This is a genomic window from Campylobacter sp. JMF_15 NE4, assembly GCF_027737645.1.
In the GTDB taxonomy this organism is placed as follows: Bacteria; Campylobacterota; Campylobacteria; order Campylobacterales; family Campylobacteraceae; genus Campylobacter_B.
Map to the genome: position 1 here is coordinate 235,563 of NZ_JAOVTY010000001.1, position 25,970 is coordinate 261,532.

27 protein-coding genes are annotated in these 25,970 nt (G+C 41.7%); 19 read left to right on the top strand and 8 right to left on the bottom strand.

Features of this window, described 5'->3' with window-relative positions; all coding sequences use genetic code 11:
- The first annotated feature begins 209 nt into the window (after positions 1-209).
- The 14 genes from OFN98_RS01260 (at position 210) to OFN98_RS01325 (ending at position 13,417) form a co-directional block, all read left to right on the top strand.
- Entirely contained in the window at positions 210-1,772 is a 1,563-nt protein-coding gene (locus OFN98_RS01260) for a cyclic peptide export ABC transporter (protein WP_270874028.1), read from the top strand.
- A 108-nt stretch (positions 1,773-1,880) separates the two neighbouring features.
- Positions 1,881-2,204, top strand: a complete 324-nt coding sequence (locus OFN98_RS01265) for a c-type cytochrome (protein WP_270876571.1) — start codon at positions 1,881-1,883, stop codon at positions 2,202-2,204.
- A gap of 102 nt (positions 2,205-2,306) precedes the next feature.
- Complete coding sequence (gene bioB / locus OFN98_RS01270) at positions 2,307-3,281, top strand: biotin synthase BioB (protein ID WP_270876572.1); 975 nt, start codon at positions 2,307-2,309, stop codon at positions 3,279-3,281.
- A 54-nt stretch (positions 3,282-3,335) separates the two neighbouring features.
- Positions 3,336-3,959 carry a riboflavin synthase gene (locus OFN98_RS01275; RefSeq protein ID WP_270876573.1) on the top strand — a complete coding sequence of 208 codons (624 nt, stop codon included), beginning with the start codon at positions 3,336-3,338 and terminating at the stop codon, positions 3,957-3,959.
- A complete protein-coding gene (locus OFN98_RS01280) occupies positions 3,923-4,798 on the top strand; it encodes a polyphenol oxidase family protein (RefSeq protein ID WP_270876574.1) in 876 nt (291 codons plus the stop codon). Before OFN98_RS01275 ends, OFN98_RS01280 begins: the two co-directional genes overlap by 37 nt.
- Before the next feature lie 63 nt (positions 4,799-4,861).
- Positions 4,862-5,413: a uracil-DNA glycosylase family protein gene (locus OFN98_RS01285; RefSeq protein WP_270874023.1), complete on the top strand. Its 552-nt coding sequence runs from the start codon at positions 4,862-4,864 to the stop codon at positions 5,411-5,413.
- Between the two features lie 551 nt (positions 5,414-5,964).
- The gene (gene rpsB, locus OFN98_RS01290) at positions 5,965-6,759 is read left to right on the top strand and encodes a 30S ribosomal protein S2 (RefSeq protein WP_270860623.1); all 795 of its coding nucleotides are present in this window, start codon (positions 5,965-5,967) and stop codon (positions 6,757-6,759) included.
- The gene (gene tsf / locus OFN98_RS01295) at positions 6,759-7,817 is read left to right on the top strand and encodes a translation elongation factor Ts (protein ID WP_270861912.1); all 1,059 of its coding nucleotides are present in this window, start codon (positions 6,759-6,761) and stop codon (positions 7,815-7,817) included. The genes rpsB and tsf overlap by 1 nt, the downstream gene beginning before the upstream one ends.
- Before the next feature lie 2 nt (positions 7,818-7,819).
- Positions 7,820-8,461: an ABC transporter ATP-binding protein gene (locus OFN98_RS01300; RefSeq protein WP_270874852.1), complete on the top strand. Its 642-nt coding sequence runs from the start codon at positions 7,820-7,822 to the stop codon at positions 8,459-8,461.
- A gap of 58 nt (positions 8,462-8,519) precedes the next feature.
- The gene (locus OFN98_RS01305; protein WP_270874851.1) at positions 8,520-10,391 is read left to right on the top strand and encodes a hypothetical protein; all 1,872 of its coding nucleotides are present in this window, start codon (positions 8,520-8,522) and stop codon (positions 10,389-10,391) included.
- Positions 10,392-11,006 (top strand): guanylate kinase, encoded by a 615-nt coding sequence (gmk, locus tag OFN98_RS01310; protein ID WP_270861909.1) that lies wholly within the window; start codon positions 10,392-10,394, stop codon positions 11,004-11,006.
- A gap of 9 nt (positions 11,007-11,015) precedes the next feature.
- Positions 11,016-11,219: a Sec-independent protein translocase subunit TatA/TatB gene (locus tag OFN98_RS01315; RefSeq protein ID WP_270874850.1), complete on the top strand. Its 204-nt coding sequence runs from the start codon at positions 11,016-11,018 to the stop codon at positions 11,217-11,219.
- A 3-nt stretch (positions 11,220-11,222) separates the two neighbouring features.
- Positions 11,223-12,818: an arginine--tRNA ligase gene (argS, locus tag OFN98_RS01320; protein WP_270874849.1), complete on the top strand. Its 1,596-nt coding sequence runs from the start codon at positions 11,223-11,225 to the stop codon at positions 12,816-12,818.
- A gap of 35 nt (positions 12,819-12,853) precedes the next feature.
- Positions 12,854-13,417, top strand: coding sequence for a hypothetical protein (locus OFN98_RS01325; protein ID WP_270874848.1), 564 nt, complete (start codon positions 12,854-12,856; stop codon positions 13,415-13,417).
- 9 nt (positions 13,418-13,426) lie between these two features.
- On the opposite strand, the gene OFN98_RS01330 is transcribed toward OFN98_RS01325, so the two are convergent.
- The 8 genes from OFN98_RS01330 to ilvC all read right to left on the bottom strand — a co-directional run bounded on the left by OFN98_RS01330 (position 13,427) and on the right by ilvC (position 21,035).
- Positions 13,427-14,317, bottom strand: coding sequence for a DMT family transporter (locus OFN98_RS01330; protein ID WP_270874847.1), 891 nt, complete (start codon positions 14,315-14,317; stop codon positions 13,427-13,429).
- Positions 14,318-14,544: 227 nt separating this feature from the next.
- The gene (gene proC / locus OFN98_RS01335; protein WP_270874846.1) at positions 14,545-15,318 is read right to left on the bottom strand and encodes a pyrroline-5-carboxylate reductase; all 774 of its coding nucleotides are present in this window, start codon (positions 15,316-15,318) and stop codon (positions 14,545-14,547) included.
- Positions 15,319-15,328: 10 nt separating this feature from the next.
- Positions 15,329-16,576, bottom strand: coding sequence for a glutamate-5-semialdehyde dehydrogenase (locus OFN98_RS01340; RefSeq protein WP_270874873.1), 1,248 nt, complete (start codon positions 16,574-16,576; stop codon positions 15,329-15,331).
- Positions 16,577-17,695 carry a glutamate 5-kinase gene (proB, locus tag OFN98_RS01345; protein WP_270874845.1) on the bottom strand — a complete coding sequence of 373 codons (1,119 nt, stop codon included), beginning with the start codon at positions 17,693-17,695 and terminating at the stop codon, positions 16,577-16,579.
- Between the two features lie 36 nt (positions 17,696-17,731).
- Entirely contained in the window at positions 17,732-18,124 is a 393-nt protein-coding gene (gene ruvX / locus OFN98_RS01350) for a Holliday junction resolvase RuvX (protein ID WP_270864924.1), read from the bottom strand.
- 19 nt (positions 18,125-18,143) lie between these two features.
- Complete coding sequence (locus OFN98_RS01355) at positions 18,144-18,935, bottom strand: DNA-processing protein DprA (RefSeq protein WP_270874844.1); 792 nt, start codon at positions 18,933-18,935, stop codon at positions 18,144-18,146.
- Complete coding sequence (locus OFN98_RS01360; RefSeq protein WP_270874843.1) at positions 18,919-20,010, bottom strand: divergent polysaccharide deacetylase family protein; 1,092 nt, start codon at positions 20,008-20,010, stop codon at positions 18,919-18,921. Before OFN98_RS01360 ends, OFN98_RS01355 begins: the two co-directional genes overlap by 17 nt.
- 2 nt (positions 20,011-20,012) lie before the next feature.
- On the bottom strand, positions 20,013-21,035 hold the full coding sequence (gene ilvC, locus OFN98_RS01365; protein WP_270861900.1) for a ketol-acid reductoisomerase: 1,023 nt from the start codon (positions 21,033-21,035) through the stop codon (positions 20,013-20,015).
- Between the two features lie 108 nt (positions 21,036-21,143).
- Here ilvC and OFN98_RS01370 point away from each other — a divergent pair, with 108 nt between their 5' ends.
- The 5 genes from OFN98_RS01370 to OFN98_RS01390 all read left to right on the top strand — a co-directional run bounded on the left by OFN98_RS01370 (position 21,144) and on the right by OFN98_RS01390 (position 25,962).
- Complete coding sequence (locus OFN98_RS01370) at positions 21,144-21,944, top strand: hypothetical protein (protein WP_270874842.1); 801 nt, start codon at positions 21,144-21,146, stop codon at positions 21,942-21,944.
- A complete protein-coding gene (locus tag OFN98_RS01375) occupies positions 21,941-23,863 on the top strand; it encodes an RNB domain-containing ribonuclease (RefSeq protein ID WP_270874841.1) in 1,923 nt (640 codons plus the stop codon). The genes OFN98_RS01370 and OFN98_RS01375 overlap by 4 nt, the downstream gene beginning before the upstream one ends.
- Complete coding sequence (locus OFN98_RS01380) at positions 23,863-24,846, top strand: DNA polymerase III subunit delta (RefSeq protein WP_270874840.1); 984 nt, start codon at positions 23,863-23,865, stop codon at positions 24,844-24,846. Before OFN98_RS01375 ends, OFN98_RS01380 begins: the two co-directional genes overlap by 1 nt.
- A gap of 109 nt (positions 24,847-24,955) precedes the next feature.
- A complete protein-coding gene (gene rpsF / locus OFN98_RS01385; RefSeq protein WP_270859105.1) occupies positions 24,956-25,363 on the top strand; it encodes a 30S ribosomal protein S6 in 408 nt (135 codons plus the stop codon).
- Between the two features lie 11 nt (positions 25,364-25,374).
- A complete protein-coding gene (locus OFN98_RS01390; RefSeq protein ID WP_270861896.1) occupies positions 25,375-25,962 on the top strand; it encodes a single-stranded DNA-binding protein in 588 nt (195 codons plus the stop codon).
- The last annotated feature ends 8 nt before the right edge of the window (positions 25,963-25,970 follow it).

The window sequence follows — 25,970 nt, forward strand, 5'->3', positions numbered from 1 at the left end:
CGAGGAAAGGCGTAGCCTTGACGAAGCAATCTACGACTTTAAAATTTAAAGTGCGCAAATTTCGTGTCATTGTGAGTAAATTTCGGGGCAGTGTTTGGGGGTTGCGCTAGCGAAATGTGAAATTTTAAAATTTCAAATTTGCTAAATTTAAAATTTATAAAATTTTTTGTGCTTAAATTCCGCGATTAAACAAATTCAAGGACAAAATTTTGAAACACTACAAAGGTTTTGGCAAGCAAATTTTGCTAATGATTATCTTTAATGCCGTTTATAGTGGCGCCGGAATCGCGATTTTGGCGTTTATCAACAAATATTTGTTAGGTGAAGGCGAGAAAACGACCTCGCTAATTTTTATGTTTTTTGGGCTTTTGGTGCTGTTTTTGGCTCTCTCGGTCGCTTCGCGCGCCGTGCTTTGTGTGATTGAGAACAACTTCGTCTTCAACCTGCGCTCAAAGGTCATTAAGCAGATAATTGATACGAAATTTGAGCGCATCGAGGCCGCGTCAAAGGCGAATTTGCTGGCGTCGCTAAGCTCTGATATTTCGCGCCTGACTGATGGATTTATGCGCATTAGCGAGCTAATCCAGGGCGGTATGACGGTCGTGTTCGCTGGAATTTACACGATTTACATTTCGCCGAAAATGTTTTTGTTTTTGTTCGTGTGGATTGGCGCGCTGATGATTTTAAACCAGCTAATCATGCGCAAAGTAATGCAAAATTTCGACGCTTATCGCAAAAACGAGGACGAGCTTTACAAGAACTATTCTAAGGCGATTGAGGGGCACAAGGAGCTTTCGCTAAACATAAAAAAAGCGCGCTATCTTTACGAAAACGAGTTTATCCCAAACGCAAACAATCTGCGCCAAACCTCGCTAAAAGCGCAGGTTTATCAGGCGTTTGCGGGGAATTTTATGAGCGTGATGATGCTAGGCGCTGTGGGCGTGGTGCTGTTTTGGGGGCTAAATGGTGGCGCTCAGGCTCTCGCAAATGCCGTAACAATCGCACTTACGATACTATTTTTGCGCGCGCCACTAATGATGCTTGTTTTCTCTTTCCCAAGCATTTTGCGCGCCAAAATCGCTTACCAAAAAATCGAGGAATTAGGGCTAGATCCGCATGTGGCGGGATTTGAAATAAAAAATTTGCCTGCGTGGGAAAAACTCGAATTAAAAAATGTAAGCTTTACCTATAAAAACGGCAAATTTGGCGTGAAAAACCTAAATTTAGCCATAAATTCGGGCGAGGTCGTGTTTCTAGTCGGCGAAAACGGCAGCGGCAAATCGACGCTGTTTATGATTTTATCTGGGCTTTATGGCGCACAAAGTGGCGAAATACGAGCTGATGGGCGCGCTATATGCGCAGATGAGCTTCGCGCGTATAGCAACAACATAAGCGCGGTTTTTAGCGATTTTTATCTGTTTGATTATATCGTGGGCGATGAAAATACTGCGCGCGAGTGGTTAGAGATCATGGAAATTTCGCAAAAGGTCAGTATCGAAGGGGGCAAATTTAGCACCATAAATCTCTCCGCAGGTCAGCGCAAACGCCTAGCACTCGCGGCTGCGCTAAGCGAGGGGCGCAAATTTATCATGCTCGATGAGTGGGCAGCAGATCAAGACCCGCACTTTCGCGCGCACTTTTACGAGTGCATAATCCCAAGGCTCAAAGAGCGCGGATACACGATATTTGCGATAAGCCACGATGATAAATATTTCGGTGTGGCGGATAAAATTTATAAAATGAGCGGGGGCGAAATTTCGCAAATTCGCTGAAATTTTGGCTTAAATTTTGTCGGATTAATTTTTCTTTGATAAAAATTTAATTTTAATTTACAAAATTTAGATTATACTTCACACGCAATTTAACTGAAAGGATCGAAAATGAAAAAAGTTTTCATCGCATGTGCTGCATTAGCAGCAATTAGTTCAAGTGCTTTTGCTGCTGACGGAGAGGCGCTATTCAAAAAATGCGCAACATGCCACGGCCCAAACGCTGATAAACTTTATTTAGGCGGTAAAGTTCCAGCGCTAAACACACTCGCAAAAGACGATATCGTAGCTAGCCTAAAAGGCTACAAAGAAGGCACAGTCGGCGACGGCGGTAAGGGCAAATACGGCATGGGTGGCGTAATGAAAGGCCAAGTCGCAACACTAGATGATGAGTCAATCGCAGCATTGGCTGATTTCATCGAAACTAAAAAATAATCCCCCTTTTAATCAATTCTAGCCTGGCGCGTCCCCCTTGCGTCAGGCTTTTTTAATTTAATCAAATTTATAATCCTTGAATTTTCAAAATTTGGAGCTTTTATGAGCGATTTAAATTTTATAAATGAGATGAAAAACAAGGCTATCTCCGGTGAGTGTTTAAGCAAAAATGAAGCGTTAAATTTAGCCAAAACTAGCGATTTGGACGCACTTTTGAGCACGGCAAATGAGATTAGGCAAATTTGCTGTGGCGATGAGTTTAATTTTTGCTCGATTATAAATGCGCGTTCTGGCAAATGCTCGGAAGATTGCAAATATTGCGCTCAGTCTGCGCATTTTAAAACAGGTTGCGAAACTTACTCGCTTTTGAACCCTGCGCCCGTTTTGCAAATGGCACAGCAAAACCAAAAGGCAAAGGTTCATCGCTTTTCGCTCGTTGCCAGTGGTCGCGGGATAAGCGAAAATGACAAAGATATGCCAAAAATCGAGCAAATTTATCGTGCGCTAAGAGAGCAGACGAATTTGCACCTTTGCGCTTCGTTTGGGCTTGCGAGCGTGCAAGCTTTGCAAAAGCTTAAAGATAGTGGCGTGAAAACCTATCATCATAATTTAGAGACTTCACGCAGGTTTTATCCGCGAATTTGCACCACGCACAGCTATGATGATAGGGTGCAAACTATCAAAAACTGCCACGCTGTCGGGCTTGATGTGTGTAGCGGCGGGATTTTTGGGCTTGGCGAGAGCGTGGAAGACCGCATAGATATGGCGTTTGAGTTGCGAGAACTTGGCGTAAGCTCCGTGCCGATAAACATTTTAATGCCGATTTTAGGCACTCCGCTTCAAAACTGCGCTCCACTTAGCGAAGAAGAAATTTTACGCTCAATCGCCGTGTATAGATTTATTTTACCACGCGTTTATCTGCGTTTTGCGGGCGGACGCGTAAAGCTTGGCAAAAGTATCGAAAAAGCGCTAAATTCCGGCGTAAATTCGGCGATTACAGGGGATTTTCTCACCACCACCGGAGATAGCATAAGTGGCGATATGGCGCTTGTTTCTGCGCTTGGGTTTAGGATATAAATTTGCGAATTTAAGCTGTTTTTTGTAAAATTTCGCAAAAATTTTGGAGAAAAAATGTTTAACGGACTAATCAGAGAAATCGCCGAAGTCGTTAGTTTTAGCGGAAATTCGCTTCGAATTCGCGCTAAATTTCGCCCTGAGCATATCGGCGATAGTATCGCTATAAACGGCGCGTGTCTTAGCGTAACGCAAATTTTAGCTGACGGCTTTGTCGTGGAGATTTCAAGCGAAACGGCAGGGCTGATAGCCACGCAAAATTTCAGAGGCAGAGTGCATATCGAACCTGCTATGCGACTTGGAGAGCGAATTGACGGGCATTTGGTGCAAGGGCACATCGACGGCGTGGGCGAAATCACAAAAATCACAAAGCTAAAAAGCGGATATGATTTTTTTATAAATTTGCCAAAAAATTTAATGCCGTTTGTCGCAAACAAGGGCTCCGTGGCGATTGACGGCGTTAGCCTTACCATAAACGAAGTCTTGCCTAACGCAATTCGCCTAACCATAATTCCGCAAACTATGAAAGATACGCTATTTGGCGAGTTTAAAACGGGGCGAAAGGTAAATGTAGAGACTGATTTGCTTGCAAGATACGCAGCGCGAATTTTGGGCTTTGTGGGCGAGAAAAAAGAGAGTTTGTCGTGGGATCAGGTGAATTTGATTTCAAGCCTTTACTAAACGCCTTTAAATTCGGCTTTACCGATAAATTTGGTTTAGCTAACGCAATTTTTAAGGATACTGCGCCGAAAAATTTGAACGGCGAAAATTTGGGAAAATTTGGCAAATTTAACCTTGCTTTTCATGTCGGCGATGAATTTAAAAGCGTTTTGCAAAATCGCCTGAAAATGGCAAATTTGCTGGGTTTAGAGTTGCGAAATTTGATTTTTATGAACCAAATTCATAGCGATAAAATTTGCGTTGTAGATGAAAAATTTATGGCTGAATTTGGGGTGAAATTTGATAAATTCTTTGAATTTGGCGAATTTAGAGATTTTGGCGAAAAAACGCAAGGCGAATTTGTGAAAATTTTCCCTGAGTGCGACGCAATGGTCACGAATTTGCATGGCGTGGGGCTGTGTGTAATGGTGGCGGATTGTTCGCCTGTTTTGCTGCTCGATGAAATTAACGGCGCAGTGGGCGTGGCGCACGCTGGCAGGGCTGGGGTTACGCAAAAAATTGTAACCAAAACAGCCATTAAAATGAGTGAAATTTACGGCACGAAAATTTGCGATTTAAGCGTGATTGTGGGGGCAAATATAAGGGGCAGTTGCTACGAAGTTGGGGATTTGGATTTGGGCGAATTTAATAAATTTAAATGCTACGCTAATCCAAAAACTGGCGAAAATTTTCTAAATTTTGATATGAATTTAGCTTTAAAGTCCGAATTTAGCGAACTTGGTATAAAGAAATTTATTTTTAGCGATGAGTGTTCGCACTGCGAAAATCATCTTTACTCATATCGCCGAGAGAAGCAAACAGGGCGTTTTTGCGGGTTTGTGGTGAAAAATAACAGCTAAATTTACTTTGTTTTTTTGTTATGTGTTATAATGGTGCGAATTTTAAGTTATTGGAGGAAAGATATGGCAGAAAAATTAAATGGTTTTAAACCTATTTTTGGAAAAGTGTTGTTTTTAGGAACTTGCGTTGGAAAAACTTCAATGGATTACGGTTTTTATTATATGGATAAAAAAAATAAATTTTGGGAATTGATTGACGAAATATGTTTGACAAATGGTTTTTTTACTTCTAAAAGAGATGAATATATAAAAAATTCTCAAAATAGAGATAGTATAAAAAAAGATATTATTGCAAAATTAGAGAATTTTAATATTGGCGTTTCAGATATTATAGAAAGTTGCGAAAATACGACAAATTCAAGTGATCGTGGAATAATCCGAGATAGCATAGTATATAATGAAAAATTGCAAGATTTAATCAAAAAGGCTGATGTAATCGTGCTTAATGGTAAAACAACGACAAACAATGAATTTAAAAAAGCTATCAAAAAACAAGAAATTGTTTTAGATAATAAGATGGTCATCGCTATAAATAGTTCAAGTGGTGCCAATTGCAGAAATAATGAAAAACGAAAAAATGAGTGGAGAGATATTAGTAAATATCTAAAAAAATAAGTATCGTAGGGTGGGCATTATTGCCTGCCAAAATTTTCCATTGTCATTGCGAGCGAGCTTTGCTCGCGTGGCAATCCAGGGAAATTTAAATTCAAAATTCAACCTAAATTTAGCATTGAATTATTTTTTGAATTTAACCTGCGCCGTGAAATTCTCTGTAAGGGGGAGGGCGCGCTTTTTAGGAGACGCTACCCTCCCCCTTACCAACCCCCACCCCTGTAAAACCTTAGAAGTGGCTAAATTTTAAAAAGCGTTGCTTTTTAAAATTTAGCTGATTTTATTTTTTCAACGCCTTACGGCGTTGCTGGATTGCTTCGAATTTGCTACGCAAATTCTCGCAATGACGAAAACCCAAAATTCAAACATAAATTTAGCTTAATTTTATAAATTTTTCAGTATAATCCAAGTTTCATTTCACACGCATTTATCCTTATTTAGTTGCAAATTTGGCAAGTTGTGAAAGCAAATTTCACGCCCAAAAAGCCCTAAATTTGCTAAAAAATGCGGAGGAAGAAACTAAATTTCGGGCTAGTCCCACAAGGAGAAAACTCATGGTTACAATGAGAGATTTATTAGAATGTGGCGTTCATTTTGGTCACCAAACACGCCGCTGGAACCCAAAAATGAAAAAATTCATTTTCGGCGAGAGAAAAGGTATCTATATCATAGATTTGCAAAAAACTATCCGCTACTTCCGCTACACTTACAATGTCGTTCGCGACGCAGCAGCTGAGGGCAAAACGGTGCTTTTTGTCGGCACTAAAAAACAAGCAGGTGCGACTTTGCGTGAATATGCTGAAAAATGTGGAATGCCATTTGTAAATCATCGCTGGTTAGGCGGTATGCTAACAAATTTCAGCACTATCAAACAATCAATCCGCAAACTAGAAGTCATCGAAGCTATGGAAGAAGACGGCTCAATCAACCTTTTAACAAAAAAAGAAGCCCTAATGCTACGCCGCAAAAAAGAGAAATTAGAACAATATCTAGGCGGAATTCGCAATATGAAAAGCTTGCCTGATATGATTTTTGTCATTGATGTAGTTAAAGAAAAAATTGCCGTAGCAGAAGCAAACAGACTGAAAATCCCTGTTGTAGCACCACTAGATACAAACTGCGACCCTGATGTTGTAGATTTCCCAATTCCGGGCAATGATGACGCTATTCGTTCGGTTCAACTTTTCTGCCAAGAAATGGCTGAGGCTATCAATGAAGGAAAAGCTCTAAGAGATCAAGACGGCGAAGTAAGCGAAGAAAAAGCAGAAGTAAGCCAAGAAGAAAAAGACGAAATCGTAGAAGAAGCGATGAGCGAAGAAGATTTCGAAACAGCAGAGGACGCAGAATAATGGAAATTTCAGCACAAATGGTAAAAGAACTGCGCGAAAGCACTGGCGCAGGTATGATGGACTGCAAAAAAGCATTAGTTGAAACAAACGGCGATATGGAAAAAGCCGTAGATCTACTACGCGAAAAAGGTCTTGGTAAAGCTGCGAAAAAAGCAGATCGCTTGGCAAGCGAGGGTCTAGTATGCGTAGAAGTCAATGGCAACGCTGCAACAATCAGCGAGGTAAATTCAGAAACTGACTTCGTCGCAAGAAACCAAAATTTCATTGATTTGGTTAAAAATATCACTATTCATGTCCAAAAAAATAGCATTGAAACAGTAGAAGCGCTAAATGAGAGCGTAATCGACGGCGTGAAATTCGAAGATCACCTAAAAACTCAAATCGCAACAATCGGCGAAAATTTGGTTGTTCGCAGATTTGAAACCGTCAAAGCTGGCGCAAACGGCGTAGTCCAAGGATACTTGCACTCAAACAGCCGTGTGGGCGTCATCATCGCAGCAGCTTGCGATAGCGAAAAAACTGCCGAAGGCGCAAAAGATCTAATCCGCAACCTTTGTATGCACGCAGCAGCTATGAAACCAAGCGTGATTAGCTACAAGGATTTGGATAAAGAATTTATCGAAAAAGAATTCGCAGCACTTGTGGGCGAGTTAGAAAAAGACAATGAAGAGAGAGTAAGACTAGGCAAACCTTTGCACAAAATCCCAGTATATGGCTCACGCGCTCAAATCACTGATGAGGTTTTGGCGACTGAGACTGAGAATTTAAAAGCAGAACTTAAAAAACAAAACAAACCTGAGCAAATTTGGGACAAAATTATCCCAGGTCAAATCGATAGATTTATCGCTGATAACACTCAAATCGACCAAAGACTTACGCTTATGGGACAATTTTTCGTAATGGACGATAAAAAAACTATCGAGCAAGTAGTGGCTGAGACAGCTGAGAAACTCGGTGGCAAAATCGAAATCGTAAAATATGTCCGCTTCGAAGTAGGCGAGGGTTTAGAGAAAAAAGTCGATGACTTCGCAGCAGAAGTCGCAGCACAAATCGGCTAAAAATGACACTTTTAAAGGGCGTTAATCTTACTCATGCGTATGATTATACGCTCTTTAACGATATAAATATCACAATAAATTCAAATTCTACTAGCGCCATTTTGGGCGTGAGTGGTTGCGGTAAATCCACACTTTTGCATATTTTATGCACACTTTTAAAGCCAAATTCGGGCGAAGTTTTTTACAATGACACAAATTTATACTCGCTAAATGCCGATGAAAGGCTTAAAATTCGCAGGCATGATTTTGGCATAATTTTTCAATCGCATTATCTTTTTAAGGGTTTTTCTGTCAAAGAAAATATCGAACTTGCAGCTAAGCTCACAAACAACAAAATTGATTATGAAATTTTAGAAAAACTAAAAATTACAGGGACGCTATCCCAAAATATCGGCGAGCTTAGCGGTGGTCAGCAGCAGCGCGTCAGTATCGCTAGGGTGCTAAACAAACGCCCACGCATTATTTTTGCCGATGAACCAACTGGAAATTTGGACAAAAACACCGCTAATGAGGTCATGGAGGTGATATTTGATTATATCGCCAAAAATGACGGCGCACTCGTGCTTGTCACCCACGATGAAAGCTTAGCTGGCAAATGTTCGTCGATTTATCGCCTAAATAATCAAAATTTAGCTAAAATATAAGCAATCACTAACCAAAATTATCCTAAAATAGGGAAATTTTTTTTCAAAAAGGCTAAAAATGAAAATTTTACTTGATAGCACAAATGAACAAGTTGCAAAAGTAGTTAATATTTGTTGCGAACGCACACACTCTGATTTAGCGCAATATAGCATGGACGAACAAGATTATGATTTGGTAATAAAAGATTATAGCGAAGAGGATAGCATTTCTCATTTTGATGTCGATAAAACCCTGTTTTTGATCTCCAAAGACGATATTATCGTAGGCGCGACACACACGCTGACTAAGCCATTTGCGCCTGCTGAATTGATTAAATTTATTAGCGGATTTTCATCTGCAAAACCAAATCCTGAGATAAAATCAAAAATGGCACAAGAATTCGCCGATGTCAGCTCGATGATGAAAGAGATCGAGTCAATCGATGAAAAGGGCGACAAGGGCGCTGATATGGGAATCGGCCTAGCGCCAATCAATGATAGCGCAGACGAGGAAACAAAAGCTGAAAACCCTGCGCCAAAACCAAAATCAGCCCTAAATATCGATGCTGGCGATACAATCTCTCTTGCTACTAGCGCAGAAGCTGGCGATGAGACGCAAAACGAAGTAAAATCTGAACCTGCAAAAAATGAGCCTTTTAATATCGAAATTCCTGATAATTTAGATGATTTGGTTTTAGAACTTGCCCCTAGCGAGCCAGAAGCTAAACCAAGCGATGAGGGCGTTAGTGAGCCTGCAAACGAGCCTGAAACTACCGCAGAAGCTAGCGTAGAGCCAGCTTCTGAAAGCAGTGAAGCTAGCCAAAGCGAGGCTAGCACGCAAAATTTCGAAAGCCTTTTAGATGATTTTTACAACTCTGACGATGATGTTCCGCTATCTGCATTAGCTGAAAATATCGATGATGACACACCGCTTTCTGCTATGCTAGATAATGTAAATGACGATGTTCCGCTATCTGCATTAGCCGAAAATATCGATGATGATACGCCGTTAAGTGAAATTTCGCTTGATGATCTTGACGATGATAAACCTTTAAGCGCATTAGCAGATGAAATTTCGCTAGATGATATCGATGATGACATGCCACTAAGTGCTGTTATGGATCAAATTTCAGACGATATGCCACTTAGCGAGATTGCGCAAAATAACGAGCCAGAAGAGGCGCAAGACGAGCAAAAAGAAGAAGTAAAAGTAGAAGCGCAAGAAGAAGCCAAAGAAGAGCCAAAAGAGCAGAGTGACGATTCATCAGATAGTGATTTTGGTTCGATGTTTTCTTCGATGTTTGATAATTCTAGTGATGATGAGCCAGAGGATAAAGCAGAGAGCGAAAAAGAGAGTGAAGCTCCAATCGCGCTAGCTAGCGACAAAGAAATTCCTTTGGCAAATGTTTCGTTAGAGCCAGCATTTGAGAGTGTAGAGCACGGCGAGGACGAGGCAAAGGCTGAGCCAGAAGCCCAAATTTCACAAGATGAGACCCCAGATGAGGACGATGAGGAAACTGGCGATGATGATTTGCTTTTTGATAATATTTTAGCCCTTGAAAAAGATAAAAAAGTCGCTTCCGAGCCTGTTAAAGCGGCAGCGCAAGATGAGAAAAAAGATGAAAAACCAAATTTTGATGATTTGGATTTACCGCAAGTCGCAAGTGGCGTAGAGTTACCTGATATCAAACCAGCTGTCGATGTCAGTGTCGAGCCGACCGCTCAAAGTGAAGTTCCTGCACATGTCGCACCAAAAACTCGCGATGAAGTTAATCGAATTTTAGAGCAAGAGCGCAGATTTTTAAGCGTCGATGAGCTAAAAGAGCAGTTGCGCTACGATTTAGAGGCAAATATCGCTAGTGTGTTGGAGCAATTCTCTGGCGAGGAAAACATACAAGAAGCACTTAAAGACCTTAGAATAAATATTAATATCTCATTTGAGGATAAATAATTGCTAGGTAAAATTTTACTAGTTTCAGGTCCAAGCGGCAGCGGTAAGAGCACCCTTATAAAGAGGCTTATCGCTGAGTTTGGTACAGATGAGATATATTTTTCTATCAGTTCTACCACAAGAGATATGCGAGATGGCGAAAAAGACGGCGTGAATTACCATTTCATCAGCAAAGACGAATTTAAAGCCGGCATAGAAAATGACGAATTTTTAGAGTGGGCGCTCGTGCATGGCAACTACTACGGCACATCGTTAAAAGCCGTGCGAGAGGCGCTAAATTTGGGCAAAATCGTGATTTTTGATATCGATGTGCAAGGTTTCGAAATCGTTCGCCAAAAAATAAGCAAAAACGAGCTTACTACGGTTTTCGTAACCACTCCGAGCCCAGCAGAGCTAGAAAAGCGTCTGCTAGCACGGGCAGATACAGCCTCTGGCGATATCGCTACGCGTTTGCAAAACGCAAAAGACGAGATAAAATATCTCGCGCAATACGATTATTTCGTAATCAACGACGAGTTAGAAAGCGCGTATTTAAATTTTAAATCAATCTACAAAACAATCAGATTAGAAACCGCTAGATGCGATATTTCAGCGGTTATGAAATCTTGGAAATAAGGAGAAACAATGGGTATTCATGGTCCAGAATTGCTAGTTATTTTGGCTATTATAGTGTTGCTTTTCGGAGCGAAAAAAATCCCTGAGCTTGCAAAAGGCGTAGGCAAGGGTATCAAGTCGTTTAAAAAAGAGATGGAAGACGACCCAAAGCTTGAAGAGAGCGTGAAAAAAGAGAGCGAAACTACCAAAGCTGACGAATCTCAAAAGGCTTAGTTTTTGAAAAATTTAGCTATAAACGAAATCTCTCGCGTCCTAGGGCGCGAGGTAATCATCGAAAAACCAAAAGACAAAACCCTAGCTCACTATGCTTCGCCTGTGGCTTTTTCGCTCGCAAAAGAGCTTAGAAAAGCCCCTAAAATCATAGCAGAAGAGCTAGCGGCTAAATTTAGCGATAACGAAATTTTATCAGCAAGCGCGATAAATGGGTATTTGAATTTTCATATAAAACCTAGCGTGCTTGGAAATTTAGCCAAAAATGCGCTAAATTTGGGCGAAAATTTTGCGAAAAATAGCGCAGAGCATAAAGGCGAAAAAATCCTGCTTGAATACATTAGCGCGAACCCAACTGGCCCGCTTCACATAGGCCATGTCAGGGGCGCAGTGTATGGCGATACCTTTGCTAAGGTAGGAAACTACCTAGGTAGCGAGGTTTGCACAGAGTATTATATAAACGACGCTGGCAATCAAATCGAATTGCTTGGTATTTCAATGATACTGCGCGCGAAGGAAATTTTCGGGCAGAGCGTCGAGTATCCTGAGAAATACTATCGCGGCGAGTATATCGATGAGCTGGTAAATTTAAGCGTAGAGAAATTTGGCAAAGAGATTTTTTATGATGAGGGCAGAGTTTTAGAACTTGCAGAATTTGCCAAAGACGAGGTTTTGAAAATCATCAAAAAAGATTTGGCTGATTGTGGCATTTCTATACAAAACTGGGCTAGCGAAAAGAGCCTTTATGGCGAGCTTGACGCTACGATTGCCAAGCTTGAAAAAAGTGGCGAAATGTATAAAGAAGGCGGCAAAGTTTGGATTAAATCCAGTGCCGTGGGCGATGAAAAAGACCGCGTCGTCATCCGCGAGGACGGCCGTCCGACATATCTAGCGGGCGATATTGTATATCACAATAACAAATTTGAACGCGGATTTGAGCGATATGTCAATGTCTGGGGCGCAGATCACCACGGCTATATCGCGCGCTTAAAGGCGGCAATTCACTTCCTAGGATACGATGAAAATGCCCTAGAAATCGTGCTTATGCAAATGGTAAATTTGCTAAAAAACGGCGAAGCGTTTAAAATGAGCAAACGATCAGGCACAAGCGTGCTAATGAGCGATGTGCTAAGCGCGATTGGCAAGGATAATTTGCGTTTTATGTTTATTAGCAAAAAGGGCGAAACACCGCTAGAATTCGACATTGACGAGCTTGGCAAGGAAGACAGCTCGAACCCGATTTTTTATATCAATTACGCTCACGCTAGAATTTACCAAATTTTTGGCAAAGCTGGCAAACATATGAGCGATAGCGAGGTTTTGGGCGCAGATTTTAGCACGCTTGATGAAGCTGGGCTAAATTTGGCTTTTGAGGCGATGACACTAAATGAGGTTTTAAACGAAGCCTTTGCTAGCAGGGGACTGCAAAAAATCCCTGATTTCCTTAAAATCCTAGCCGCAGATTTTCACAAATACTACAACGAAAACCGCGTGGTTGGCAGCGAAAACGAAAATGCCAAACTCAAACTTTTTGCCCTTGTCGCGCTTAGTATTCGCACGGCGTTTGGCTTAATGGGGCTAAGTGCGAAAGAGCGCATGTAAATTTTGCCGAATTTTCGGCAAAATTTCATTTCAAAATGAAAAATCCTATCAAAACTCTACTTTATAAAATCAAAAAACCACTCCCGCCGGGTGCGCGCAAAATCAGCGGAATTATCAGCGATGTGCGTGCCTGCGAGGTGAGGGAGAATTTTTTTGTCGTGATTTTTCATGTAGGAGGGCTTAGGTTTAGCTCGATTTTCGCCAAATGGTGGGCAAAAAACGGCGATTTGATCGATGTGATTTACACCAGAGGCTGGCAGGAGGGCACTTATAGCGCGCTTAGTGTTACTAGCTATTCGACCACGGCTTATTGGGGAAATTGGAACTTGATAAAGCGATTTTGTGGCGTGGTATTTTCGCTACTTTTCGTCGCATTTATGAGCGCAGTCATCGTATCTGGCGTGGAAGAAATCGCGCGGATAGAGTATTTTTACGACAAGCTAGTTTATTTTCTTTTCTTTTGTATTGTCGCGATCGTCTATGGCATGGGCGTGGTAAATGCCTATGTCAAATTTAAAGTATTTTTTAGTTTTATCTACTACAAACGCAAATCTGATAAATTTTTAAAAACCTTAAATTTAAGATTTCCGTTAAAATAAATTTTAAATTTAGCCCAAATTTTGATTTTTCGCCTTAAAATAGCTTCCAATCTCGCTGATTAGCACGCCTGCGATTATCAAAACAGCGCCCAAAATTTGCCAGCGATTTAGGATTTCTCCACCTACGAAAACCCCCATAATACCCGCAGTTACTGGTTCTAGCGTAAAAAACAGAGCGACCTTAATCGGCGTGGTGTATCGCTGCATCAAAGCCTGCGCAAAAAACCCAAAAACCGTCCCCACAAGGCAAATAAAAATCATCGCGATGAAAAATTTCGTATCCAGCACGGGCGCGACACTCACGCCACTGACAAAGTAGCTTGCCAATGCACAAAACAGGCTAAGCGAGGCGATTTGGACATAAACCATGCCAAAAATTTCGCATTTGCGCACGAAATTCGCCGTCAGCACGATATGAAACGAATACGCGCTCGCGCAAACGAGTGCCAAAATTTCGCCCGCCCCAAAGCCAAGCTCGGTTTGGCAGATGAGATAAAGCCCCGCCACAGCGAAAGCAACGCCGATATAGGCGTATGAGTAGATTTTGTATCCAAACAAAATGCTAGCGATAAATGGCACGAGCGCGACATTTAGCCCCACGATAAAGGCCACCGACGAGCTAGCGGCGAATTTCATCGCAAAGGCTTGGCTTACGAACCCCGCGAACAAAAACAGGCTCAAAACCACGCCATATCGGATTTGCGTGCGCGAGATAGATTTGATTTTGTGCCAAAACAGAGCCGCGATAATCACGCTAGCGATAAAAAATCGCCAAAAAAGCAAGACAAAAACATCGTTGCTCTCAATCGCCCATGCTGTGGGCAAATACCCCAACCCAAAGGCAATCGCCACAAAAATCATGCCGATATCTGCTCTAAATTCCATGCTTAAATTTTTCATAAAGACCCTTTTTGTATTTGCAAAAATTTAGCAAATTTGGCTTAAATTTGGAATTTTAAAATGTAATTAAATTTACAAAATAATCAAGAATTAATTATAAATTTTCCGCTTCGCAAGCCCGCAACCCTGCGCCGGAATTTGAATTTTGTGGTTGAAATTTTAAATTTCGCCAAATTGCAAGTTTTTGTAAAAATGCAAATTTGGCGAAATTTTGCAAAAAGCCAAATTTAGCCTTTTGCCTTTTCTTCGCAAGCTTTTATCGCTTCGATGATAGCGGTGGCAAAGCCCATTTTTTCGAGTGTTGCGACCATTTCTATGGTGGTGCCTCCCGGCGAGCAGACCTCGTCTTTGAGTGCGCGTGGGTGGGCTTTGGTGCGAGCGCATAGGCTAGCTGAGCCAATCACGGCATTAGCGATGATATCGTGCGCCATTTCGCGCGCTATCCCACCGCGCACAGCCCCGTCACTAGCGGCTTCGATTAGGTTAAAAATCATCGCTGGCAAGCTTCCGCTAATGGCTGTGAAAATCGCAAATTTGCTCTCATCAATCTCGTAAGTCTGCCCAAATGCGCTAAAAATTTCCCTGATTTTGGCTTTTTCGTCCTCGCTAACTCCGCTAAAACACAGCGCAGTATTTCCAAGTGAAATTTTAGCAGGAGTATTTGGCATGGCGCGAACGATTTTTTGCGCCCCGCAAAGCTCGCCAATGCGTGATATGCTAAAATTTGGCGCAAGCGAGATTAAAATTTTATTTTCCAAATTATATTTTATTTTTTCTAGGACGCTCTCATAAACGGCAGGTTTGATTGCCAAAATAATAATATCGGCAAAATTTGCAAGCACTGCCTCATTTTTGGCGGATTTTATGCCTAGTTTTGCGCAGAGCTTCTCGCCTTTTTCTCTGCCATAAACGCAAATTTTATCCTTTGCAAATTTCGCTCCCACGAGCGCCTCTATCATCGCTGCGCCCATATTTCCTGCGCCTATAAATCCTATTTTCATCGCATTTTCCTTATCTGATTTGTCCCTCGCCACGCACGATGTATTTCGTGGTAGTGAGCGCCTCCACGCCCATTGGACCGCGTGCGTGAAGTTTTTGTGTGCTTATGCCGATCTCGCCACCGAATCCAAACTCGCCACCGTCGCTAAATCTGGTCGAAGCGTTGGCATAGACGACTGCGCTATTTATTTCGTTTAGAAATTTTTCGATATTGGCGGAATTTTGGCTTAAAATCGCTTCTGAGTGCGCGCTGGAATTTTCGTTGATAAACTCAATCGCTTCGGCGGTGTTTTTTACGATTTTAACAGCCATTATTAGCGATAAAAACTCCGTCCCAAAGTCGCTAGAATCCGCTTTTTTGGTGTTTGCGAAATTTGTAAATTTCGCGTAAATTTTCTCATCTAGGCGAAATTCTACTTCGTTCATTTCTTTTAATAAAATCGGTAAAATTTGCTTTGCGATATTTTCGTGTAAAACTAAGCATTCTAGGGCGTTGCAGACACTTGGGCGCTGGGTTTTTGCGTTTTTGATAATCTCTACTGCCTTGCTTAAATTCGCGCTCTCATCGACGAAGGTGTGGCACACGCCAGCCCCTGTGATGATGACTGGGATTTGCGCATTTTGCGTGATGAAATCTTTGAGATTTTTGCCACCACGAGGGATTAGCACATCGATCCACTCTTTTAGCTGGATTAGTTTTAGCACATCTTCGCGCTCTTTGGATTTTACGAGTGATACTGCGCCGCTAGGCAGGCCAAATTTCTCTCCCACACGGCAAAAAATTTCGCTTAGGCAGATATTTGAGGCAAGAGCGCTAGCAGAGCCTCGCAAGATTATCGCATTGCCCGCTTTTAGCGCGAGTGCGGCGGCATCTATGCTGACATTTGGTCTGCTTTCGTAAATCATAGCGATTACGCCAAGAGGCACACGCACTTTGGCGATACTCATGCCGTTTTGGTGTCGCCAGCCTCCCACGATCTGCCCGATTGGATCAGGAAAATTGGCTAACTCTTTTAAAGCCGCGCTCATTGCGCTAATCCTGCTATCATTTAGCGTGAGCCTATCAACGAGAGCCTCGGAGATACCTGCCTCGCGCGCATTTTTTATGTCGATTTGGTTTTGCTCTTTGATAAACTCTTTTTGAGTGATTAGCTCATCAGCAATGCTTAGCAAAATTTGATTTTTTTGCTTACTACTTAGCTTTGCGACCTCGTTGCTTGCGCGTTTTGCGCGTTTTGCTAATTCTAAAATTTCCATAATCTATCCTAAGACAATATTGTTTGCATGCACGATATAATCATCGCTCACGCTAGGTAAAATTTTCTCATATTCGCTCGATTTTTTCCCCATAATCAGCGAAATTTCAGAGGCGCAGTAGTTTGCGATACCGCGCGCGATACGCTGTGAATCCGCGCCTAGTATTTCGATGACATCGCCCCGCTCAAATTCGCCACTCACGCCCACAATTCCCACGCCTAGCACGCTTTTGCCGTTTTTTATGGCTTTGCACGCGCCCTCATCAAGGCTGATTGCGCCACGCACATTGGCACCATAAGCGAGCCAGTATTTTTTCGCACTAATGGATTTTTCCTCTTTGCAAAAAATCGTTCCGACCTCCTCGCCAGCGATGATTTTGGCTAAAATTTTACTCTCTTTTCCATTTGCGATTATCATATTTGCGCCGATTTTATTAGCCATTTTAGCAGCACCAAGCTTCGTTGCCATACCACCAGTGCCAAATTTCGACCCCTCATCGCCTGCCATTTTAAGGGTGTTTTCGTCGATAAAATTTACGATTTTTATCAGTTTTGCGTCAGGGTTCGTGCTAGGGTTTTTATCATAAAGTCCGTCGATATCACTTAAAAGCACGAGCAAATCAGCGTCGATTAGCCCGGTTACTAGCGCGCTCATTGTGTCGTTATCGCCGATTTTAAGCTCATCGCCACTGACTGGGTCGTTTTCGTTGATGATAGGGATAATGCCTTGCGAAAGCAGGGCGGTAGCGACATTTCGCGCACTTAGGTAGCGCGCGCGGTCGCTAAAATCAATGCGCGTCAGCAAAAGTTGCGCGATAATCTCATCGTGCGCCCAAAAAAGCCTCTCATACAGGTGCATTAAAGCGACCTGTCCCACGGCGGCTAGGGCTTGTTTGGCGCTTAGCTCTTTTGGTTTTTGCTCGATTTTTAGTATGCCCATACCAGCCCCAACCGCGCCAGAGGTTACGAGCACGACCCCAAAGCCTTGTTTTTTGAGCTCGCAAATTTGAGCCACGAGCGATTTGATAAAGCCCTCATTTAGCGAGCCGTCACTATGAGTTAGCGTGCTGGTGCCTACTTTGATGACGATTCGTTTGGTGTTTTTTAGTAGATTTTTTCTCATTTTTTGCCTTTTGAAATTTTGGTATTTTACCTAAATTTAGCCATTTTTCGCTAAAAATCGCTCTAAAATTATCATCGCTGCGACGCTGTCAAATTTCTCATTTACACCGCCTTTTTTCGTGCTTTTTAGCGCGAATTCCTTCGCCTCGACACTAGAAAAGCTCTCGTCTTGGTAGCAAATTTCGCCATTAAATTCTAGAAGCGAGACAAAATGCTTTATGCGACGCTCCATTTCTTCTTCGCTTGCACCGCCTTTGGGGAGGCCAACGACGAGCTTTTGCGCTCCCCTTGTGCGCAAAAACTCGCTAGCTTCCCTGGCGGCTTGGTTGCGGTTTTTGCGCAAAATAGGCTCACTAGGAAGGGCTAGTGCGCCATTTGGGCTGATTGCTACGCCGATTCGTTTAAGTCCCACATCGAAAGCTACTATCAAATTTAATCCTTTTTTTGGGTTAAGCAAGCGAAATTTTCGTCGCTTCGATTATGATTTTTCCCTCTAATTCGTATTCGTAAATGCGCTCGCCAAATTTCATCAATGCTTCATCTAGGCTCGAATTTAGCGCGACAAAATCCAAAATTTCGTCGCTGTGCGAAAAGAGATTTTTGGGTTTTTCTTTTCCGCTAAATTTAGCCACAAATTTATCCAAATCGCTAATTAGCGTGGCGTCTTTTTTGGCTAAAAGCTCGTTGGTGCCGATACTCTCGTCGATTCTGTGTGGCAGGACAAAGACAGGAATCCCAAGCTCTCTTGCGATACGCGCGCTTTGAAGTGAGCCTGATTTTGGCTCGGCTTGGGCTACGATTAGGGCTTGGCAGAGGGCTACAACTATGCGGTTGCGCTCTAAAAACTGAAAATTTCGCGCAGGCGTGCCGTCTTCGTATTCGCTCAGTGCAAGGGCATTAGCGTAAATTTTGCGTATCATATCCTCGTTTTGTTTGGGGTAAATTTCATCTAGCCCGTTTGCAAAAACAGCAATCGTGCGCGAAAATGCACCCTCATGCGCCGTGATATCGCAGCCAAGTGCTGCCCCTGAGACCACGCAAATACCAGCGTTTGAGAGTTTTTGGGCTAATTTTGTGATTAAATTTTTGGTGTAAATGCTCATTTTGCGAGAGCCTACGATTGCGATTTTTGGCATATCTAAAAGCTCTAAATTTCCCTTGTAATACAGCTTCTTTGGCTCTGTTTTGCCCAGTCTGGATAGGGCATGGATTTTGAAATTTAGCTCATTTGTAGTATTCATAAATTTCGCCTAGATAGATGACTTCGACGCCCTTTAAAATATCTGCGCTATTTTCAAGAGCGGTGAAGGTGGATTTTTTGGGGTGGCCGATAGCTATGGCAAAGCCCCTTTTCTGCGCGATTTGCACGGCTTTTTGCAGCATTTGGCGCACAGCTTTTACCTCGTCAGTGTTGTCGATAAAAACATCTCTATAAACATAGCGCAAATTTTGCCTTTTAAGCTCGTCGGGTGCCTTTGTCTGCGCGCTCGTGCGAGAATCGACGAAATAAAAATCGTATTTTTGCATGGCTTTGATTAAATTTCGCATCGAGGCTGAATTTGCCGTGAATTTCGAGCCTGTGTGGTTGTTGATAAATTTAGCGTGCGGGAAATCAGCTCTGATTTGCGCTAGAAAATTTTCGATTTCTTTGTAGCTATCGCCCACTTTTAGCGCCCTTACATCGTGAGCGAAGACCTCTGCCTCCATTGGCAGGTGAATTGCGAAATTTTGCAAATTTTTAGCCAGAGCCGGGGTGTTTTTGTAATTTTTCGCCGGCGGGAAAATTGATGGCGTAACCTTTATCGGCAGAGCCTTGATACGCGCTATTTGCGCGCTTGTGGAGATATCGTCCATTATGATAGCTAGTTTTGGTTTTGAGCCTTTTGGCAGGGTTTTGGCTGGTTTGTTGCTAGGGGTTGAAATTTTTGGCTCTGTTTTTTTCTGTGATTTTGGCGTGATTTCGCCTATACTTTGGGCTGCGATTTTGGCTAATTCTTCCTCGATAATTTCATCTTTTGTTTTTGAAATTTGGGTTAAATTTTGCTCTTTTATCTCAGGCGAAATTTGGGGGGCAGGTTTTGCCACGCTCAAATTTTTATCCTTTTGAATTATGGGTTTTGAAATTTCGCTTTTATTCTCATCGCGCGGGAGTTTAAGCACAATTTTTGGCTCGTCTTTGAAAAATTTATTTAGCACGGCATACGAAAGAGCGGCGCAGGTAAAGCAAAAAATTGCGATTAAAATGTATTTTATGAAATTTGGATTGAAATTTAATAAGGGCGCGTTTTTGCGCCCTTTGGTGCGTTTTTTAGCCAAGATTAGTTTTTATCTTTGTCGATGATTTTGCCGCTTGCGATCCATGGCATCATACCACGAAGTCTCTCACCTGTTTTGGTAATCAGCGCGTTTGCGGTCATATTGCGCTCTGCGTTCATTTTGACATAGCCAGCTTGGCGCTCTAAAATGAAGTTTTTCGCAAAAGTTCCGTCTTGGATCTCTTTTAGGATTTTTTTCATTTCGGCTTTTGATTGTTCGTTGATGACGCGTGGTCCGCTGACATAATCGCCAAATTCAGCTGTGTTTGAGATAGAGTATCTCATATCAGCCATACCGCCTTGATAGATCAAATCCACTATTAGTTTCATTTCGTGTAAGCACTCGAAATACGCCATTTCTGGGGCATATCCAGCCTCTACTAGGGTCTCAAAACCAGCATTTATTAGCGAGCATAGACCGCCGCACAAAACTGCTTGTTCGCCAAATAGGTCTGTTTCGGTTTCGTCTTTAAATGTAGTCTCGATGATACCGCTTCTGCCGCCACCAATCGCGCTAGCATAGCTTAAAGCGATCTCTTTTGCCTTGCCAGAAGCGTTTTGCTCTACTGCGATTAGATCTGGGATTCCACCACCATTTACAAATTCATTGCGCACAGTGTGTCCTGGGGCTTTTGGTGCTATCATAATTACATCTATGTTTTTTGGAGCTTTGATTTGTCCAAAGTGGATATTAAATCCGTGAGCAAACGCGATTGCTGCGCCGTCTTTTAAATTTGGCTCGATTTCGTTTTTGTAAATTTCGGCTTGAAATTCATCTGGGGTTAGTATCATTATGACATCTGCCACTTTTGTCGCATCAGCTACGCTTAATACTTTAAAGCCCTTATCCTCGGCCTTTTTCCAGCTTGCGCCACCTTTTTTTAGTCCGACTACTACTTCTACGCCACTATCGCGTAAATTTTCAGCGTGAGCGTGACCTTGTGATCCAAAGCCAATCATAGCCACTTTTTTTGAGCGAATTAAATTTAAATCGCAGTCTTTGTCGTAATACACAGTAATTGCCATGAGCCATCCTTTTCAAAAAAAATTTTGCGTGATTTTAGCGCAAAAATGCTTTTATGTAGCTTTTTTGTGATATTATAAACGCAAAATTTATGAACGGAAAATGTAGATATGCAAAGCTTTATTAGCGAAAAAATCGCTTCAATGCCTAAATTTAACGATAAAATTTTAAAAATTTTAAGCTCATTTGAAAATGCTAGTAGCGATGATGAGATTATTTTTCAGATTATGAATAACCCAGAATTTGAGAGTAGGATACTAGACTACGCATTTAGCACTTTTGCGCAAATTAGCATGGAAAAAACCCTTTCAAACGCCTTTAAATTTTACGGGCGAGAGGGGGTTAGGGCGCTATTTTTGTTTAGCATTTTTAAGGGTAAATTTGAGCTAAATTTCGAGTGTTATAAGACAGATCGCGCTAGGTTCAATGAAATTTCGCTAAAAAGACATCTGTTTTTAAAAGAGTGGATTAAATTTTACCCAGAGATTTCGCCCGATATCCTATCTAGCGTGATTTTAATGGATTTTGGTAGGGTTTTTATCAGCGAATATATCGCTAAGCACGATAAAAATAGCGAGTTTTATCTGCATATCAAAAACTGCCTTTTCCCGCAGGATTTCACCGATGTGGAAATGCGATTTACCGGTATGAGTAGAGAGAGCGTGGGGGAGGTTTTGTTTAAGCATTTTGGGCTAGAAAAAATCGCCAAAGACATATATTTTTCTGATTTAATCGACGAAGCGCCATTTGAGAGTGCGAGGCGATACGAAATGCTAAAAGTAGCCAAAACCGTAATGGGGATCTATCACTGCTTCGATGAGCGCAGTATCGATAATGCGCTAAATTTGCTAGTGGAATTTGGCTTGGAGCAAGAGGCGTTTTTCGAAGCTAAAATAAGGGCTGGATTATGAAGGAATTTTTAAGCTCGCTTAGCCTTGGAGTGGTGGAAAAAAATCTAAATTCTGACCAAAAAGAGTTGGTGCGAAATTTGCTAAATTTAGGCGCATTGAGCTCTCACAAAGGCAAAATTTATCTAAATAATAGCTATGTTTTTGGTAGGCTTGATATCGCGCGCGATGGGACTGGGTATTTGCAAAGCTACGATGATAGATACAAAAAAGATTTGATAATCGAAAACAAATACCTAAATGGCGTGCATTTGGGCGATATAATCCTAGCAAAAATCATAAACTCAAAAAAGGCCAGAATTCACGCCAAAGTGCTAATGTGTGTGAAACCTGCCTTTTCTTCAAGCGTGGTTTATACGAAGAATTTTGGGCGCGAAATTTTGGGCGTAAATGTCAAAACAGGCCTTGCAAACCCGCTCAAAGCCACGCAAAAATCGCTTAAAATGCTTCCACCTGGCACGCTTTTGAAAATTGATAATTTAAGCAATGAAATTTGCGAAGTTTTAGGGAATTTAGACGATCCGTGGGTCGATGAGAAAATTTCACTTGCGATTTATAACAAAAATGACGAATTTAACGAAGCCTGCAAGGAACAAGCCCTTAGCTTTGGCTCATCGGTCGATCCCACGCTCTACCCAGATCGCGTGGATTTGCAAAATTTGAGCTTTTGCACGATTGATCCAATCGATGCTAAGGACTTTGACGACGCGATTTATTATGATAAAAAAAATCGCATAGTCTATGTCGCAATCGCCGATGTAAGCGAGTATGTCAGCGAATACTCGCCGATTGACAAAGAAGCGAAGGTAAGAGGGTTTTCGATATATTTCCCGCACAAATCCGTCCCAATGCTTCCGCGCGAGCTTAGCGAAAATATCTGCTCGCTAATGCCGAATTTACCGCGATTAGCATTTGTTTTTAAAATTTGCCTTGATGAAAATTTGAGCGTGATTAGCGAGGAGCTGTTTTCAGGCATAATCAAATCAAAAAGGCGTTTTAACTACGATGAGGTCGATGAAATTTTGCGCACAAAAAGTGGCTGCCAGAGCGAAATACTAGACTGGCTACTCCCGCTAAATGAGCTTTGCGAAAAACTTAGAGCGCAAAGATTAAAGCATGGATTTGACTTTCGCACAAAAGAACTTCGCATGAGTATCGATGAGGCTGGGCTTTTGAAATCGACTAGATTTGAGAGCGATACGCCCTCGCACAAGCTAATAGAAGATTGTATGCTTTTAGCTAACAAAGCCGCCGCAAAGCGCATAGAAACGGGCGTTTTCCGCAATCACGGCGCAGCTGAGTTAAAGAAAATTTTCGCTTTATTGGACGATTTGGCGCTGTTTGGAATAGACGCGATTTATAAGCCAAATTTGGCAAAAATGATAGGCGAAATCCAAGCCCAAGCTGACGCGCTTGGCATGCGAGAAGAGGTAGATAAACTCATAATCAAAGCGCAAAAACGCGCCGAATACGGCTCGATTTCACGCGGCCATTTTGGGCTTGGTTTTGATACATACACTCATTTTACAAGTCCGATTAGGCGGTATTCGGATCTGATTTTACACAGGCTTTTAAAGGCGCAAAGCAGGGGCGATGAGAAATTTTATAATTACTTGCTTTTAAACATAGACGCGACTTGCGAGAGGCTAAATGAGCTAGAAAGAGAGGCTGATAAGGTCGCATTTGACTTTATGGATCGTAAATTTGCGCGCTGGGCGAGAGAGAATTTGGGGGCTAAATTTCGCTGTTATATCGACGAAAATGCAAATGTCGTAACTGCCAAACTCGATGATAAATTTAAGGGTGCGAAAATTTTTATTACAAATTTTACCGCCGATATTTTAACGCCAGTTTTGGTCGAAATCACAGACGCAAATATCGCAAGTGGCGTGATTATGGGAAGAGTGGTGAAAAAAATATAATGTATAAAAGAGATTTTGACGCTAGGATTGCTTCTGGAAATGTGGCGAATTTTGTTCTACTTCGCGGTGTCGATGACTTTCAAAACGAGCTTTATGCTTGGAGATTAAAGCAAATTTATGGGGCCGAAAATTTTATGAGTTTGTATTTTGGCGAGTATGAATTTAGCGTGGCAAAGAGCTTTTTGGAGCCATCGCTTTTTGGCGAGAGCAACACGCTTCATATAAAAACAAACTCTTGCATAAAAAAAGATGAAATTCGCCGTTTGATTGAGTATTGTAAAAACGACGAAAACAACCATTTAATCTATGAATTAAACGAGAGTGAGGGTGCGGCAAGTAGCGATTTTGTGCGGGAGTTTGGCGGAAATGAGGTGAGGTTTTTCCGCCCAAGCAGTATGAAGGAAGCCATGGGGTTGCTAGCGCAAAAGTGCGAAATGGTGGGGATTTTCGCAAACAGCGCCGCGCTAAATAGAATTTATCAAATTCACAACGAAAACCTAAATTTAAGCGCAGCCGAGATTGAAAAATTCGCAAATTTGGGGATTGAGCTAAATTTGGAAAATGTAAATGATATGGTCTATGGACTGAGCGAGATAAGCTACGAGGAGCTTTTCGATAAAATTTTCACCCTTAGCGATTTTCGCAAGGATTTTTATAGATTGGCTCAAAATGGCGGATACAACGACATGGAGCTGATAAATCAATTTTACAGATTTTTGCATAGAATTTTTAGGCTTCATATCTCGATAAAAACCGCGAATAATTCCGATTTTAAGGTGATTTTCGGATACACTCCGCCGCCAAATATCGCAAACAAGCTAAAAACATACGCTCAAAGTTTAAATGAAAATTTATTTCGCAAAATTTTTATCCATTTAAATAAACTCGAATTTGCGCTAAAAAGCGAGAAAAATTTAATCAAAGATGAGTATTTGCTCGCCTCGCTTTTGGAATTGCAAAGAATTTTATCAAAGAAAAACTAGGCTAAAAAGCAAAGATTAAGTCAAAATTTTGTAATATACAGGTTGCATTTTTTGCAAAATCCTTGCCCGCAGATTACATTTGCGAGCTAAAAATCCATAAGGAGAATTTATGAGAAATTACGAGGTTTTATTCATTGTCAAGCCTACGCTGACTGATGATGAAGTAAAAACAAAAGTTGATTTCGTTAAAGAAATCATTACAAAAAATGGCGGAAATATCGCTTCTGTCATCGAAATGGGCGCACGCAAACTTGCCTATAAAATCGATAAATATGAGCGCGGTGTTTATTTTGTCATTTATTTTACTGCCGAGCCAAGCTTGATTGCTGAGCTAGTTAGAAATTTGCGTATCACAGAGGATATTATTAGATTTTTGACTGTGAAATACGAGACAAAACGCGAGGTTTTGGCATGGGAAAAATTAAGCAAAGGCATTAAACTTAGCCCAGCTAAAAAAGAGCGCGAACCACGCGTAGCACCTGAGGCAAAAGAGCAAGCAGAGCAAACCGCTGAATAAAAGGATTTTAGATGTTTAATAAAGTAGTTTTGGTTGGAAATTTAACTCGCGATATCGAGCTTAGATATTTACAAACTGGCACCGCAATCGGTAAAACTGGCATTGCTGTAACTCGTAAATTTAATAGCGGAAATGGCGAAAAACGCGAAGAGACTTGCTTTATTGACATTGATTTTTGGGGACGCACAGCAGAAATCGCAAATCAATATTTAAGAAAAGGCTCAAAAGTGCTAGTTGAGGGGCGTTTGAAGCTCGATCAATGGCAAGACCAAAATGGTCAAAACCGCTCAAAACACAGCGTAGTGGTAGAGTCTATGGAAATGCTAAGTGCTCCACAAGGTGGAAATGGCGGAAACAATAGCTACGGCGCAAATAGTGGAAATTACGGAGCAAATAGCGGTAATAGTTATGGTGGCGGATACAACCAACACTCAAACTATTCTAACCCAAATCGCCAAAGCTCTGGCGGATATGGCGCGAACCAAACTGCACAAAATCACTATGAAGCACCGAAAAAAGAGAGCTATGAGAGCCAAATTCCAGAATATGATGTTGATTCGGACAAATATGACGAAGGCAACGATACAATTCCATTTTAATTAAGGAA

Bases quoted from the DNA above. Each gene is read 5' to 3' on its own strand.
- OFN98_RS01375 (WP_270874841.1), top strand. From the start codon at position 21,941: ATGAAGGAATTTTTAAGCTCGCTTAGCCTTGGAGTGGTGGAAAAAAAT.
- OFN98_RS01265 (WP_270876571.1), top strand. From the start codon at position 1,881: ATGAAAAAAGTTTTCATCGCATGTGCTGCATTAGCAGCAATTAGTTCA.
- bioB (WP_270876572.1), top strand. From the start codon at position 2,307: ATGAGCGATTTAAATTTTATAAATGAGATGAAAAACAAGGCTATCTCC.
- tsf (WP_270861912.1), top strand. From the start codon at position 6,759: ATGGAAATTTCAGCACAAATGGTAAAAGAACTGCGCGAAAGCACTGGC.
- OFN98_RS01315 (WP_270874850.1), top strand. From the start codon at position 11,016: ATGGGTATTCATGGTCCAGAATTGCTAGTTATTTTGGCTATTATAGTG.
- OFN98_RS01305 (WP_270874851.1), top strand. From the start codon at position 8,520: ATGAAAATTTTACTTGATAGCACAAATGAACAAGTTGCAAAAGTAGTT.
- OFN98_RS01330 (WP_270874847.1), bottom strand. From the start codon at position 14,317: ATGAAAAATTTAAGCATGGAATTTAGAGCAGATATCGGCATGATTTTT.
- proC (WP_270874846.1), bottom strand. From the start codon at position 15,318: ATGAAAATAGGATTTATAGGCGCAGGAAATATGGGCGCAGCGATGATA.
- rpsF (WP_270859105.1), top strand. From the start codon at position 24,956: ATGAGAAATTACGAGGTTTTATTCATTGTCAAGCCTACGCTGACTGAT.
- OFN98_RS01370 (WP_270874842.1), top strand. From the start codon at position 21,144: ATGCAAAGCTTTATTAGCGAAAAAATCGCTTCAATGCCTAAATTTAAC.
- rpsB (WP_270860623.1), top strand. From the start codon at position 5,965: ATGGTTACAATGAGAGATTTATTAGAATGTGGCGTTCATTTTGGTCAC.
- OFN98_RS01390 (WP_270861896.1), top strand. From the start codon at position 25,375: ATGTTTAATAAAGTAGTTTTGGTTGGAAATTTAACTCGCGATATCGAG.
- OFN98_RS01275 (WP_270876573.1), top strand. From the start codon at position 3,336: ATGTTTAACGGACTAATCAGAGAAATCGCCGAAGTCGTTAGTTTTAGC.
- OFN98_RS01300 (WP_270874852.1), top strand. From the start codon at position 7,820: ATGACACTTTTAAAGGGCGTTAATCTTACTCATGCGTATGATTATACG.
- proB (WP_270874845.1), bottom strand. From the start codon at position 17,695: ATGAGAAAAAATCTACTAAAAAACACCAAACGAATCGTCATCAAAGTA.
- OFN98_RS01355 (WP_270874844.1), bottom strand. From the start codon at position 18,935: ATGAATACTACAAATGAGCTAAATTTCAAAATCCATGCCCTATCCAGA.
- ilvC (WP_270861900.1), bottom strand. From the start codon at position 21,035: ATGGCAATTACTGTGTATTACGACAAAGACTGCGATTTAAATTTAATT.
- OFN98_RS01325 (WP_270874848.1), top strand. From the start codon at position 12,854: ATGAAAAATCCTATCAAAACTCTACTTTATAAAATCAAAAAACCACTC.
- OFN98_RS01380 (WP_270874840.1), top strand. From the start codon at position 23,863: ATGTATAAAAGAGATTTTGACGCTAGGATTGCTTCTGGAAATGTGGCG.
- OFN98_RS01285 (WP_270874023.1), top strand. From the start codon at position 4,862: ATGGCAGAAAAATTAAATGGTTTTAAACCTATTTTTGGAAAAGTGTTG.